The 13,502-nt window shown below is 63.2% G+C and carries 17 protein-coding genes; 12 read left to right on the top strand and 5 right to left on the bottom strand.

Annotated elements, in window-relative coordinates; translation table 11 throughout:
- Nucleotides 1-73 precede the first annotated feature (73 nt).
- From RE429_RS26265 to RE429_RS26275, 3 genes are all read left to right on the top strand, one after another.
- Entirely contained in the window at nucleotides 74-697 is a 624-nt protein-coding gene (locus RE429_RS26265) for a protein phosphatase (protein WP_414474659.1), read from the top strand.
- Nucleotides 698-710: 13 nt separating this feature from the next.
- Complete coding sequence (locus RE429_RS26270) at nucleotides 711-1,541, top strand: inositol monophosphatase family protein (RefSeq protein ID WP_414474660.1); 831 nt, start codon at nucleotides 711-713, stop codon at nucleotides 1,539-1,541.
- A 91-nt stretch (nucleotides 1,542-1,632) separates the two neighbouring features.
- Nucleotides 1,633-2,466 carry an inositol monophosphatase family protein gene (locus RE429_RS26275; RefSeq protein WP_414474661.1) on the top strand — a complete coding sequence of 278 codons (834 nt, stop codon included), beginning with the start codon at nucleotides 1,633-1,635 and terminating at the stop codon, nucleotides 2,464-2,466.
- Between the two features lie 219 nt (nucleotides 2,467-2,685).
- Here the strand turns inward: RE429_RS26275 and RE429_RS26280 are convergent, their stop codons facing one another.
- Nucleotides 2,686-2,979, bottom strand: coding sequence for a hypothetical protein (locus RE429_RS26280; protein WP_414475975.1), 294 nt, complete (start codon nucleotides 2,977-2,979; stop codon nucleotides 2,686-2,688).
- A gap of 405 nt (nucleotides 2,980-3,384) precedes the next feature.
- Between RE429_RS26280 and RE429_RS26285 the strand changes: the two genes are divergently transcribed.
- From RE429_RS26285 to soxA, 8 genes are read left to right on the top strand one after another with little or no spacing between them, the layout of a single operon-like run.
- A complete protein-coding gene (locus RE429_RS26285; RefSeq protein WP_414474662.1) occupies nucleotides 3,385-3,843 on the top strand; it encodes a (2Fe-2S)-binding protein in 459 nt (152 codons plus the stop codon).
- 17 nt (nucleotides 3,844-3,860) lie between these two features.
- The gene (locus RE429_RS26290; RefSeq protein ID WP_414474663.1) at nucleotides 3,861-6,035 is read left to right on the top strand and encodes a molybdopterin cofactor-binding domain-containing protein; all 2,175 of its coding nucleotides are present in this window, start codon (nucleotides 3,861-3,863) and stop codon (nucleotides 6,033-6,035) included.
- A gap of 4 nt (nucleotides 6,036-6,039) precedes the next feature.
- Entirely contained in the window at nucleotides 6,040-6,366 is a 327-nt protein-coding gene (locus tag RE429_RS26295) for a c-type cytochrome (protein WP_414474664.1), read from the top strand.
- A gap of 9 nt (nucleotides 6,367-6,375) precedes the next feature.
- Nucleotides 6,376-7,644, top strand: coding sequence for an FAD-dependent oxidoreductase (locus RE429_RS26300; RefSeq protein ID WP_414474665.1), 1,269 nt, complete (start codon nucleotides 6,376-6,378; stop codon nucleotides 7,642-7,644).
- Between the two features lie 13 nt (nucleotides 7,645-7,657).
- A complete protein-coding gene (gene soxX / locus RE429_RS26305; protein WP_414474666.1) occupies nucleotides 7,658-8,098 on the top strand; it encodes a sulfur oxidation c-type cytochrome SoxX in 441 nt (146 codons plus the stop codon).
- Nucleotides 8,095-8,562 (top strand): SoxY-related AACIE arm protein, encoded by a 468-nt coding sequence (locus RE429_RS26310; RefSeq protein WP_414474667.1) that lies wholly within the window; start codon nucleotides 8,095-8,097, stop codon nucleotides 8,560-8,562. The genes soxX and RE429_RS26310 overlap by 4 nt, the downstream gene beginning before the upstream one ends.
- A 2-nt stretch (nucleotides 8,563-8,564) precedes the next feature.
- The gene (gene soxZ, locus RE429_RS26315) at nucleotides 8,565-8,885 is read left to right on the top strand and encodes a thiosulfate oxidation carrier complex protein SoxZ (RefSeq protein ID WP_414474668.1); all 321 of its coding nucleotides are present in this window, start codon (nucleotides 8,565-8,567) and stop codon (nucleotides 8,883-8,885) included.
- Nucleotides 8,882-9,682 carry a sulfur oxidation c-type cytochrome SoxA gene (gene soxA / locus RE429_RS26320; protein ID WP_414474669.1) on the top strand — a complete coding sequence of 267 codons (801 nt, stop codon included), beginning with the start codon at nucleotides 8,882-8,884 and terminating at the stop codon, nucleotides 9,680-9,682. The genes soxZ and soxA overlap by 4 nt, the downstream gene beginning before the upstream one ends.
- Here soxA and RE429_RS26325 read toward each other — a convergent pair.
- From RE429_RS26325 to RE429_RS26340, 4 genes are all read right to left on the bottom strand, one after another.
- Nucleotides 9,592-9,822: a hypothetical protein gene (locus RE429_RS26325; protein ID WP_414475945.1), complete on the bottom strand. Its 231-nt coding sequence runs from the start codon at nucleotides 9,820-9,822 to the stop codon at nucleotides 9,592-9,594. The two genes, soxA and RE429_RS26325, sit on opposite strands and share 91 nt — an antisense overlap.
- Nucleotides 9,823-10,026: 204 nt before the next feature.
- Nucleotides 10,027-10,359, bottom strand: coding sequence for an SMR family transporter (locus tag RE429_RS26330; protein ID WP_414474670.1), 333 nt, complete (start codon nucleotides 10,357-10,359; stop codon nucleotides 10,027-10,029).
- 171 nt (nucleotides 10,360-10,530) lie between these two features.
- Nucleotides 10,531-10,725: a hypothetical protein gene (locus RE429_RS26335; protein WP_414474671.1), complete on the bottom strand. Its 195-nt coding sequence runs from the start codon at nucleotides 10,723-10,725 to the stop codon at nucleotides 10,531-10,533.
- A 461-nt stretch (nucleotides 10,726-11,186) separates the two neighbouring features.
- The gene (locus tag RE429_RS26340; protein ID WP_414475976.1) at nucleotides 11,187-11,474 is read right to left on the bottom strand and encodes a hypothetical protein; all 288 of its coding nucleotides are present in this window, start codon (nucleotides 11,472-11,474) and stop codon (nucleotides 11,187-11,189) included.
- Here RE429_RS26340 and RE429_RS26345 point away from each other — a divergent pair.
- Nucleotides 11,355-13,478 carry a putative bifunctional diguanylate cyclase/phosphodiesterase gene (locus RE429_RS26345; protein ID WP_414475946.1) on the top strand — a complete coding sequence of 708 codons (2,124 nt, stop codon included), beginning with the start codon at nucleotides 11,355-11,357 and terminating at the stop codon, nucleotides 13,476-13,478. The genes RE429_RS26340 and RE429_RS26345 overlap by 120 nt on opposite strands.
- Nucleotides 13,479-13,502: the final 24 nt, after the last annotated feature.

Here is a 13,502-nt window from a genome sequence, read left to right on the forward strand (position 1 = left end):
GCAAGAGAATAGAGCGGCACGCTCGCCGAGCGTGCCGCAACAGCGTAACCATGAATGCAGGACCCACAGATCGATGGCGACACAGTTCAACTTTCCACGCCCTCCCATGAGCCTGATTGTCGATGATCTTCCACCCTTCGGCGTGAAGCTCTTCGTCGGAGATGCCAACGCGGCATCGGACAAGGCCATGCTCGAGAGCAATGACATCGCCATCGTGGTGAACTGCGCCGTCAATCTGGACATTGATTATACGGCCGGCGTCGGAGCCTCCGACATCGCATCGCCCCACGGGCCGGTCCGCAATTACAAGCTCGGTCTCATCGACGATGCCGGCAATCCGGACATGATGCTGCTGGCAGGCTATTATCTGCTCGACGGGGCTCTGCACCAGAAGCTCCCGGACCGTTACACCTATCCGCATCGTCGCCAGGGCAACATCCTGCTGCACTGCCGTGGCGGGCGCAGCCGTTCGGTCATCCTGGCTGCCCTGTATATCCATGTCCAGTTGCCGGATCGCTTCCCGACCCTCGATGCGGCCATCGCCCATCTGCGCCTCACGCGCGAACTCCATCCGGATGAATGGATGGAAACGCCGAAGCCGATGCTGATCGAAGCGGCACGACACGCTGCCACGTGGATCCAACGGATCGAGCGCGAGAAGCATCCGGTGGCGCAATCCGTTTCTTCCAGTCAGTAAACAGGAAATCCTCATGCCAGTCTCCAGCCTTGCGGGACTTACGAAGCCCGCCTCCATGGCTCCGGCGGAAAATCACGACCTGAGATCGTCGGTCGCGAGCGCGATAGCGAGGGAGGCCGGTGCCTTGGCGCGCCGCCGGTTCGACGGGCGGCCCGGCGCAACCGCCATCAACCTCAAGGGCCATCAGGATTACCTCTCGGTCGTCGACGCCGAAGTCGAGCGATTGGTGCGCGGCCGGTTGCTGGAAAGCTTTCCGGAGGATTCTTTCTTCGGTGAAGAGGGCGGGGGATCGTTCGACAACAACGTATGGGTGGTCGATCCGATCGACGGCACCGCGAATTTCGTGCGCGGGATCTCGCAGTTCTGCATCTCCATCGCCTATGTGCGCGACGGCCGGACGCAGATCGGAATCATCTACGATCCGATGCAGGATGAATTGTACGCAGCGGAGCGCGGCAAGGGCGCGACCATGAACGGCGAACCAATCCGGGTCAGTGGGCTGAGCGACATGCAATCCGCGACCATCGAGGCGGGTTGGTCGAACCGGCTTCCGTTCAGCCGCTATGTCGATCTCGTCGGCCGGATCCTGGAGGACGGAGCAGGCGTGCGCCGCGGAGGGTCGGGTGCCCTGGCCCTCGCCTATGTGGCGGCAGGCCGGATCGACGGCTATTGCGAGCTGCACATGAACTCATGGGATGCCCTTGCCGGATTGCTGTTGATCGAGGAGGCGGGCGGCTGGGTCAACGACTTTCTCGCCGAGTCGGGACTGCGCGAGGGCAACCTTGTGCTTGGCTGCACATCCGGGTTGAAGACTTCGCTCAGCCGGCTGGTCGGGTTGGAGTGACCCCGACTGAGTGAGCGATCCCGACCGACGGGGGGCCGGACTCCTCGCGGAGGGAGCTTGCATTCCTTCGATTCTTTGAAAGCGGTTCCCTATGCTGTTCTCTTCCCACCACGCCGAAGCCGTCGATCAAATTCTCCGGGAGGCCGCGAGAGCCGAGATCATGCCTCGCTTCCGAAATCTGTCGATCCATGAGGTTCGCCAGAAGTCGTCTGCTATCGATCTCGTGACGGATGCCGATGAGGCCGCCGAGAGGATGATCGCCAAGGGGCTGGGAAAGGTCTTTCCTCATGCTGTCCTGATTGGCGAGGAGGCGAGCGAACGTGATCCGTCCCTCCTCGATCGAGTGGCGGATGCAGATCTTGCATTCCTGATAGACCCCGTGGACGGGACCAAGAATTTCGCCTCTGGCCTTCCGTTGTTCGGGGTCATGGTGGCGGCCGTGATCCGGGGCGAGGTCGTGGCCGGCTTGATTCATGATCCTGTCGGAAATGATACGGCGGTGGCCGTTCGCGGGGAGGGAGCCTGGATCGAGCGCTCCGCCGGCGGCCGTGTCGATCTCAGAGTCGCGCCTTCGGCTTCCGTCCGCGACATGTCGGGCTGCGCATCGTGGCACCATATGCCCGAACCCTTGCGGTCCACCGTGGCGACAAACCTGACGGGCTTCGGTTCCGTTGCATGTTACCGCTGCGCGGCGCACGAGTATCGAATGGCGGCCTCCGGGCATTGTCACTTCCTTGTCCACGCGAAGCTGATGCCTTGGGACCACGCGGCAGGCTGGCTGCTCCATCGGGAGGCGGGCGGCTATTCCGCACGCTTCGACGGATCGTCCTATCGGCCCATCCTTCGCGAGGGTGGGATTATCTGTGCCCCGGACGAGGACAGTTGGAGGATCGTACGCGAGGCGCTGCTCCGCCCGGTTTCGTAGCGATGGGTCAAGGGGATGCACTCGGCCGGCCCACCCGATGAAGGTGGCGCAGACGGTCTTCTAGCGCATCGTGCGAACAAGTGGCCCCGGCTTTTTCGCAGGAACGATGCGCTCACCTGAGAAGGGAGCATCGGGTCGTCACGTTCCGCCGATGTCTCCGTCCTGCGCGTCGAACGCGCCATCGAACTCACGCCGGATGCTCCCGTGGGAATGAGAGGGCTATGGCTGTGGCATCCGCCCATCCTCGGGCAGCCTCTTGATCAGGGACCAGGCGACGTAGAGCGCAGTCAGAAACACCAGGGTCAAAATGCGCCCGACGGCGGTCGCCCCGAGCCGCATGGCCGGTGGCGGGTCGGTCAGGCCGACCTTGATCTGGAATGTGCGGGTCGCCGGCACGTCGTAGACGGCATCGCGTCCGCCCTGGCCGAATGTCGGGGCGGGCGGCGCCGGATCCTGGCAGCCCGTCAGGATTGCCGCGAGCGTGCCTGCCGCTACGATCCAGCGTTTCACCATGATCGCTTCGTCCGGGAGGTGATGACCGTAGAGCATTTCATCCAAGAACGAAGCGTATCGTGTTGGGTTCATATCCCGGGCGAACTCTGCCGCCTCGTAGCCCCCATCGGCTCGAGCATTTTTTCGGTGAAGTGGATCCGGTTCGCCGTGAAAAAATGCGGCCGATCCAAAGCGTGGAGATGATTCGACGCAAGTGGGAACGGCTCCAGTGGCGTTTCAGGCCACGGAGTCCCACGGCAGTAGTACCGAGACCGATTCAGGAACCGGCTATTCCGGCGTCACACGCGACGTTCCCCCTCATTTGCGAAGTCACGAATGGTTGACTGGAGATTGGGCAAGTCTAGGGTTCATACTCGAGCGCGGCGTCCGAAGCGTTGCCGATACAATAAAACTTGGAGGAAACGGATGGTCAGTCTGACGGTGAATGGAGTCGTTCGCGAAGTCGATGCGGAACCGGATACGCCTCTTTTGTGGGTGATTCGCGAGCAACTCGGACTGACCGGCACCAAGTACGGATGCGGTATCGCTCAATGTGGAGCCTGCACCGTCATCGTCGATGGAGCCGCCACGCGCTCCTGCAGCTTGCCCGTCTCGTCCTTCACGCCCGAGCAGAAGATCGTGACCATCGAGGGATTGTCGCCCGATGCATCGCATCCCGTGCAAAAGGCTTGGCTCGAAGTCGACGTCCCGCAATGCGGCTATTGCCAGACGGGCCAGATCATGGCCGCCGCGGCTCTCCTCCAGTCCAACCCCAACCCGACCGATGACGAAATCGCGGCCGAGATGACCAACATCTGCCGGTGCGGGACCTATAACCGCATCAAGACCGCTATCAAGCTCGCGGCCGGAAGCAATCACGGCTGACCGAGGGGGAGGAATCCATGACTGCTGCATTCGACGTATCTCGTCGCTCATTTCTCGTGGGCTCCGCGGCCGCGGCCGGCGGGCTGGCCCTCGGTTTCAACATTCCCTTCGGCGGAGAAGCGTTCGCCCAAGGCTCTCCGGAGATCAACGCCTGGGTCGTGGTGAGGCCGGACGACACCGTGGTCGTCCGGGTCGGGCGCGTCGAGATGGGGCAGGGCACGCTCACGGGCCTCGCTCAGCTCGTCGCCGAGGAACTGGAATGCGATTGGGGCAAGGTGACGACCGAATACCCGACGCCGGGCCAGAACGTCGCCCGCAGCCGCGTGTGGGGCAATTTCCAGACCGCGGGCAGCCGGGGCGTTCGTGACTCCCACGACTACATGCGCAGGGGCGGAGCCGCCGCCCGGCAGATGCTGATCCAGGCCGCCGCCAATCAATGGGGTGTGCCGGCCGGCGAGTGCACGGTCGCCAAGGGCGTGATCACCCACGGCGCGTCCGGCCGCACGACGACCTACGGCAAGGTCGCCGACGCAGCATCGAAGCTCGAGCCTCCGAAGGATGTATCGCTCAAGGACCCGAAGGATTGGACGATCGCCGGCAAGCCTGTGAAGCGGCTCGATACGGCCGCCAAGCTCAATGGCTCGCAGATCTACAGCATGGATGTCAAACGGCCGGGCATGCTCAACGCGGCGATCAAGGCCTGTCCGGTCTTCGGCGGGAAGCTCAAGGGCTTCGATGCCGCCACGGTCGAGAGCATGCCGGGCGTCAAGAAGATCGTCCGGGTCGGCGACGATGCGGTTGCGGTCGTGGCCGATACCTGGTGGCGCGCGAAATCGGCCCTCGACGCCCTCCCGATCGAGTGGGACGAGGGGCCGAACGCGGAACTCTCCAGCGAGGTCATCGCCCAGATGCTGACGGAGGGGCTGACGGCGGAACAGGCCTTCGTCGGCAACCAGGCCGGTGACGTCAAAGCCGCCATCGCGAATGGCGCCAAGACGGTCGAGGCGGTCTACGGCTTCCCCTATCAGCACCATGCGACCATGGAGCCGATGAACGCTACCGCTCTCTGGACCAACGACCGATGCGAGGTCTGGACGGCGACGCAGAATGCGGAGGCCGCCCTTGCGACCGCCGTCGATGCGGCAGGTCTGCCCATCGAGAAATGCGACGTGTATCGCCTCAATCTCGGCGGCGGGTTCGGCCGGCGCGCCACGAGCCACGATTTCGTGCGCCAGGCGGTGCTCATCGCCAAACAGATGCCCGGCACGCCGGTGAAGCTGATCTGGTCCCGTGAGGAGGACATGCTTCACGGCCGCTACCACCCGATCACCCAGGCCAGGATGGTCGGCGCACTCGACGATCAAGGCAATCTGACCGGACTGCACATGCGCATCTCCGGCCAGTCGATCCTGGCAGGCCTGAATCCCCAGGGCCTTCAGAACGGACGCGATCCCGCGACCTTTCAGGGCCTGAACGCGAGCGGGACGGAGGGTGTTTTCGGCTACACCGTCCCGAACCTGCTCATCGATCACGCCATGCGCAACCCGCCGGTCCCGCCGGGCTTCTGGCGCGGCGTGAACAACAACCAGAACGCCCTTTATCTCGAGTGCTTCATGGACGAACTCGCCCATGCGGCGGGCCAGGATCCGCTCGAGTTCCGGCGCAAGCTGCTCGTGAACCATCCCAAGCATCGCGCCGTGCTCGACGCGGTCGCCGAGAAGGCGGGCTGGGGCACCCCAGCGCCGCAAGGGGTCTACCGTGGCCTGGCCCAGCACATGGGCTATGGCAGCTACGTCGCGGCCTGCGCGGAGGTCTCGGTATCCGATGACGGAGCGCTGAAGATCCACCGCATCGTGGCGGCGACGGATTGCGGCCACGCTGTCAACCCCCAGCAGATCGCCGCGCAGATCGAAGGCTCTTTCGTCTTCGGCCTCACGGCTCTGCTTTACGGCGAGATCACGCTGAAGAACGGCCGCGTGGAGCAGGAAAACTTCGACACCTATCCCATGATGCGCATGAACGAGATGCCAGCGGTCGAGTCCATCGTGATGCCGTCCGGAGACTTCTGGGGCGGCGTCGGCGAGCCGACGATCTTCGTGGCGGCACCCGCAGTGCTCAACGCCATTTTCGCAGCGACCGGGAAACGTATCCGCTCGGGCCCGCTGACGAACGCGGATCTCAGCAAGGCGTAAGGCCGTGGAGAGCGCCCATAGGGCCTGGGCCATGCGCCGGGGCGGCATCGCGTCCATCGTCGCAGCCGGTGCTCTGCTCGCGGTCCTCCCGGCGACGGCGCAATCCGTCGCGCCTCCGGGCGCCGCCGCCTGTTCCGGATGTCATCCGCCGCCGACCGTGTCCGGCGCCGTCGTTCCCCCGCTGCAGGGACAGTCGGCGGAGGAGATCGTGACGGCGATGCGGGCTTTCCGCACGGGGCAGCGCCCGGCGACGGTGATGGATCGCATCGCCAAGGGGTTCACCGACGACGAGACCCGCGCCATCGCGGCCTGGGTCAGTCGGCAGCACTGAGGTGACGGCATGGCTGGAGTGCTGAACCGCAGGACGTTCTTGGGATCGGCGGTGCTCGGAGCGACCGCTGCCGCCGTCTCCCGTCGCGTCGTGGCGCAGGCGACGCCCCGGGTGGTCGTCGTCGGCGGCGGTTTCGGAGGCGCGACCTGCGCCCGCGAGCTGAGGCGCAGCGGCTTCGACGTGACCCTCGTCGAGGCGAGCCCGGTCTATACGGCATGCCCCTTCAGCAATGCCGTGATCGCCGGCCTGCGCCCGATCGAAGACCAGCAGTTCAAGCTGGATACGGTCGGGCGGGCGGGGGTCGACATCGTCGGCCAACGGGCGACCCGCGTGGATTCCCAAGCCCGTCATGTGGTCCTCGCGGACGGCTCGACCCTGGCTTACGACCGGCTCGTGCTCTCGCCCGGCATCGACATCCGGTTCGACGGATTGCCCGGATACGACGAGGCCGCATCCGCAACGCTGCCCCATGCCTGGAAGGCAGGGGAGCAGACGACTCTGCTGCGTCGCCAGATCGAGGCGATGGACGATGGCGGAACGGTCATCATCGCGGCGCCCGCGAACCCGTTCCGGTGCCCGCCGGGGCCGTACGAGCGCGCCAGCCTGATCGCGTACTACCTCAAGACACGCAAACCCCGCTCCAAGATCCTGATCCTGGACGCGAAGGACACGTTCTCCAAGCAGAGCCTGTTCCAGGGTGCGTGGCAGGAGCTCTATCCGGGGATGATCGAATGGGTGTCGCTGTCGCTCGGCGGCAAAGTGATCGAGGTCGATGCGAAGAGCAGGACGCTGATAACGGATTTCGACCGTCACACCGGTGATGTCGTCAATGTCATCCCACCACAGCGGGCCGGCGCGATCGCCCAAGCTGCAGGGGTGGCCGACCGGAGCGGGTGGTGCCCCATCGATCCGGTGACCTTTGAGTCGCGCCTGCAGCCGAACATTCATGTGATCGGCGATGCCACGATCGCCGGCGGCATGCCGAAGTCGGCGTTTTCCGCAAACGCTCAGGGCAAGGTCTGCGCCGCCGCGGTTGCAAGCCTTCTGAGAGGGCAGGCGCCGGCGGCACCGAAGCTCATCAACACCTGCTACAGCCTGGTTGCGCCCGAATACGGGATCTCGGTCGCCGGGGTGTATCATCCGGTGAATGGGGTTCTGGCCGACGTGGAGAGCGCCGGCGGAGTAAGCCCGGCAAAAGCGCCACCTTCTTTCCGAGAGCAGGAAGCAGTCTATGCCGAAGCATGGTTCCGGACCATCACGGGCGAAGTCTTCGGGTGATGGTCGCCCGGCCATGGCGGCGGCCCTTGCGCTGGCGATGGTCCTGCCGGGGCAGGTCCGGGCACAGGAGCTGCGCTCCTACAGAGTCATCGGGAATGCCATTCCGGTGCCGCTGACGGGCGTCAGAGGAGACCCCGGGCAGGGCCGTGCGATCGTCGTGGACCGCCAGAAGGGCCTTTGCCTGCTCTGCCATACGGGCCCCTTTCCGGAGCAGCGCTTCCAGGGGAACCTCGCACCGGATCTGAGGGGCGTCGGCAGCCGCCTCTCCGAGGGCGAGCTGCGGCTCCGACTCGTCGACAGCAGACAGCTCGACCCCGCCACGATCATGCCGCCCTATTATGCTATCGACGATCTCGTCCGGGTCGGACGGAACTGGCAAGGTAAACCCGTGTTGAGCGCAGAGCAGATCGAGGATGTGGTGGCGTTCCTCACGACGTTGACGGAGGCTCCATGAGCATGAGATCGGGACCTGTCGGCGCCACGCGGCGCGATGTGCTTGCCGCCGGAGCAGGCGCTCTGTCGCTCATCGTCGCCCGTCCGGTCAGGGCGACGTCCGAGACCATGGCGGCGGCGATCAAGGCTTTCGTCGGCGAGGCGCAGGCGCAGAAGGGCAGGGTTGCGCTCGATATTCCTCCGCTGGTGGAGAACGGCAATTCCGTCCCGCTCAAGATCACCGTCGAGAGCCCGATGACGGCGCAGGACTTCGTGAAGACGATCGCGATCTTCAACGAACGCAACCCGCAGCCCAATATCGCACATTTCCATCTCAGCCCTCGCGCCGGACGGGCCGTGGTGTCGACCCGCATCCGTCTGGGCGATTCCCAAACCATCGTGGCCATAGCCGAAATGAGCGACGGCACCTTCTGGTCCGGGTCCGCCGAACTCGTCGTGACCCTGCCTGCCTGCGTGGAGAGCTGACCATGGGACGCGCGCTCATCAATGTTCCGGCCACCGCCAAACGCGGGGAGATCATCGAGATCAAGGCTCTCATCGCGCATCCGATGGAGACCGGCTACAGGACAGGGCCCGACGGGGCGCTGGTACCACGCGACATCATCAATCGCTTCCTGTGCACCTATAACGGCGAGGAGATCTTCAGCGCCGACCTCTTTCCGGCCATTGCGGCCAACCCGTTCTTTTCATTCACGACCATCGCGACGGAGAGCGGGACCATCGCGTTCCGGTGGATCGACGACCACGGGACGGCGCAGCTGGAAACCGCAAAGATCACCGTCGAATGATCAGATCGCCGCCAAGGGCCCGTTGGGGAGCCGCAGCGGTCCTTGCGCTCGGCCTTGGCGTCTCCCTCGCGATCGCTCAGACGGCTCCTCCCGCATCGGAGCGCAAGTCCGGTTTCGCGTTCATGAGCCCGGAATCCCAGGCCATGCAGATGGACGATGCGGCCAATCCGGGCATGCTGTGGGTTGCCGAGGGCGAGACGCTCTGGACCACGAAAGTCGGGCCGGACAACCGTTCCTGCGCAGATTGCCATGGAGACGCCGCCGTGAGCATGAAGGGCGTCGCCGCGCGCTACCCGGCCTATTTCGAGGAGGAGCACCGCCCGGTGGATCTTCAGGGCCGCATCAATCTCTGCCGGCAGGCCCGCCAGAAGACCGCGGCACTGCCTTATGAGAGTCGCGAGCTTCTGGCGCTGGCGGCCTTCATCGGGAAGCAGTCGCGCGGCATGCCGATCACTCCCGCCACCGATGCGCGCCTCGAGCCGTTTCGCGCGCAGGGGCAGGCTCTCTACGAGCAGCGGCAGGGACAACTGAACTTCTCCTGCGCCAATTGCCACGACGACAATTGGGGGCGCAGGCTCGGGAGCAGCGTGATCCCGCAGGCGCATCCGACCGGCTATCCTCTCTATCGCCTGGAATGGCAGGACATGGGCTCTCTCCAGCGGCGGTTCCGGAACTGCATGGTGGGCGTTCGCGCGGAGCCTTATCCCTACGGGGCGCCCGAATACATCAATCTTGAACTCTTTCTCATGACCGGTGCCAAGGGCATGCTCGTCGAGACTCCTGCGGTTCGTCCCTGAACGGCCAGAGTGGACGACACTACCGGACTTGGACGTCGTTCGCGCCAGATCCGTGCGCTGCTCTCGACCGTTTGCCCGGTATGGCTGCGCCATTTGCGGTTGAAGAGCTCGACCGTACCATCTGTCCGGCTGATCCACATTTTCCGGGGAGCATGCTCGATGAAGGCTCGAAGGCGCTCCTCACTCTCGTTCCACCATTGCGCCGGACGCTCGTGCACGATCCTGAACCAGGATTCCCTGCTGGTCCTGAAATTCTGTCGTCCGCGCCTTGGTTCCCGTCGATGGCGCTTGAGGATGGACGCGAGGGCCGCTCACAGCGAAGAGGAATGCCGATCGGGCAGCCTTCATTGGGCCGCAGATTTCGACAGAAGATTGATGACCACTACCCCGGCCACAATCAGGGCCATGCCAATGACGGCAGGCAGGTCGAGCTTCTGTCCATACAGCGCCCAGGCCATCGCCGAAATCAGCACGATCCCCAATCCCGACCAGATCGCATACGCAATGCCGATCGGCATCACCTTCAATGTGAGCGAGAGGAAATAGAAGGCCACTCCATAGCCAACCACCACAATCGCCGACGGGACAAACCGAGTGAATCCTTGAGAGGCTCGCAAGGCCGTGGTGGCGATGACCTCGGCGACGATGGCGGCGGCCAGGAAAACGAATTTCTGCATTCAGGGAGATAAACCAGAAGTTCTGTGAGGCGTCACGCTCAACTCTCCGTGATGATCTCGTGCGCGCTGCTCCGCCTCTGCCAAGGGATGGCAGGCTGCCGAACTTCAGGATGATGTTGCCCCTGCGAATTGTGCGTGACCGGATCGATGGCCCGAGGCCCCGAACCGGGCCTATGATTCATCGCCGCTCCCGTCATGGCTGCGGCGGTCGGATCGCAAGGCCACCAGAAAGGCCACGACCAGGACCAGCAGGCTCGCTCCCAACGGTGCTCCAAGGAGTGCCGCGAGAGGGCCGTAAAGCTGCCAGAGGATCGGGGCCGTGATCAACGCACCGATGAGCCCCACAATAACGTAAGCGACCACCATGGGCCTTCCTCTGACGCAGGTGATAGTCCGGTAGGAGCAAGGCTCGTCCGATTGATTGGTCCTCAGGACGTGTGCTGCTTTTTGCGCATTAAGTCCAGCCATTGGGATCAAGTCGCGACTTCCGGGAAGATGCTTGTGAAACGGGATATAGTTAAGAGATGAAGCATTCGGCAGGATTTGTATAGCTTGGTCGGAAGTCGCGCGGCGGGCCAATGGCACAGCCTCAGCCCCGGCTCCTCCTTGACCTTGCCTCCCCTTCCAGACGATGTCGTTTCGCTCCTCGTCCACGCGTGAGCCGCGGCAGGTCTCTGGTGAGGGTCGCACAGCCCTGTTCAGAACCCGAGACATTTGTGCCCGGGACCCGATCTGCGGTTTCAACGGCTGGATTAACGAAATAACGACAACTCTGCGTGCATGCTGGAGAAGATCGTCCTGAAGAGCCGAGCCGGTACTTCACTGTGTCAGCGTATTTGATCCTTTCGCTTAGCCTCTTCGCCGCAGCTGCTGCAGTCCTCGGCGCGGCCGTCCTTTTCGTGCGTGGGTACGGTGACGATCTGGCAAGAGCCGAGGGGGATCTGTCCAGCCTCGCGCTCGCCCTTCAGGAGCAGACGGATGGCTTTCTCCAATCCATCGAGAGCGTTCTGCGCGACGTCGCCGGCCGAATTCCGCAAACCTGCCTCACCGCAAACGAGTTCGATGGGTTCGCCGCGTCGCAAGCGACGAAGGCCGTCCTGGTAGGGGCGGCCCACTCCCTTTCCCAGATCATCCGCATCGATCTCGTCAATGCCCGGGGTCGTATCGTCGGGACATCGAACCCACACCCGATGTCGGATCCGATTTATCTGACCGATACGTCCTACTACCAGGATCTCTCGACGGATCCGTCACTGATATCGTATCTCAGCGAGCCCAGAAGGATCCCGGCGACCGGCAGAAAGATCTTTTCCCTTGCCCTGAAGATCAAAGACGCTGAAGGAAATTTCCTCGGCATCATCGTATCCATGATCGACCTCGACCATCTCGAGGGAATTTACGAGAAGCGTCTCAAGACGCGCTCATTGGCCGCGACCTTCTACAGGCGCGACGGTATCATACTGCTTCATAGTCCAAAGCCCGAGAGAGCGCTCGGGCGCAGGATTTGGAGGCCCGACACCCCTCTGCACCGAATGATTGCGAAGAACAGCCCGACGCTCATCCGCGATTCCAGCTGGATTGACGGGAAGGAGCAATTGATCGCTCTTCATCCCCTTGCCCATTATTCGGGGGGCATAGCCGTCAGCCGAGCCGTGTCGGAGATCATGGCCGGACGGCGCCTTGAAGCTCGCTTGATCAGGTTCATCGCCTATCTCATGGACATCGCCATCGACACGACGAGCCTGTTGGGCTTGAGGCATGTCAAGACCGGTATCCTCAGGGCCGCGAGCGAGAGCTACCTCTCGCGCCATGATGTCCTGACGCGGCTTCCCAACAGGCTTCTCTTCGCCGAGGAACTGAAGCGGATGTTCCTGACCTCCCACAGATCCGGCACGGGTTTCGCGTTGCACTTTCTCGATCTCGAGCGGTTCAAGGACATCAATGACAATCATGGCCATGCGGTGGGGGACGAGGTCATCCAAACCGTGGCGCGGCGCCTGCGGGGGCGTCTCAGAAAGAGTGATTTCGTCGCTCGTATCGGCGGCGATGAGTTCGCCGTCATTCAAAGGCCATTGGTGGGCCGGCAGCAGGTCGTGGATCTCATCACGGCCATCCAGGCTGCCATGAGGGTTCCGTGCACAGCCGGCAACACGGAGGTCGAGGCAGCACTTGCCATTGGTGTTGCGGTGGCGCCCTCCGACGGCAAGACCTCGACCGAGCTCATGAGGTCCGCCGATATCGCCCTCTATGCGGCGAAGTCCGATACCGACAGCAATTATCGGTTCTACGACCCGGGCATAAAAGATTCTCGGGCAGAGCGTCGCGCCCTTGAGGGAGCGCTGAGGAGCGCTCATGAAAACAAGGAATTCGTGTTGTTCTATCAACCGATCCTTGATCTGGCGACAAATCGGATTTGGGGCTGTGAAGCCCTGGTGCGCTGGAACCACCCGGTGAAAGGAATGGTCACGCCTCTCGAGTTCATCCCGACAGCTGAAGAATCGGGACTCATCGGCTCGATCGGTGACTGGATCCTCGATGAGGCCTGCTCGGCGGCCATGACCTGGGATCTTCCCCTGAAGGTCGCGATCAATCTCTCCCCGGTGCAGTTCAAGCGTCGAGACGTTTTCGCCAGCGTCAAGAAGGCCTTGGCAGCGTCCGGCATGCCGGCGCGCCGCTTGGTTCTGGAGATTACGGAATCGGTTAAACTCACCGAGGAGGCAACCGCGACACTCAAGCGACTTAAGGCCCTTGGGGTTTCGATCGCGCTCGATGACTTCGGCACCGGCTATGCATCCATGAGCTATCTGAGAAGCTTTCCCTTCGATAAAATCAAGATCGATCAGTCGTTCGTGCGTGGTATGACGGGCTCGCCGGATAGCCGCGCGATCATCAAAGCGACGATCGGCCTTGCGAACGATCTCAAGATGAGCACGACGGCCGAAGGTGTCGAAACGGAAGAGCAACTCAATGCCTTGCGCCTCGCCGGCGCCTCACAAGCCCAAGGCTATTTTATCGCCAAGCCGATGTCCCGCGATGCCATAGCGGCATTCATTGCGGATCATGAAAGAGTTCCGTCCAACGGGCAGGACAGAAATCTCCCGGCACGAGCGATCGCCTGAAGCCCGAATGCTCTCATGTCCGAT

It is taken from the genome of Microvirga sp. M2 (genome assembly GCF_047497095.1).
In the GTDB taxonomy this organism is placed as follows: Bacteria; Pseudomonadota; Alphaproteobacteria; order Rhizobiales; family Beijerinckiaceae; genus Microvirga.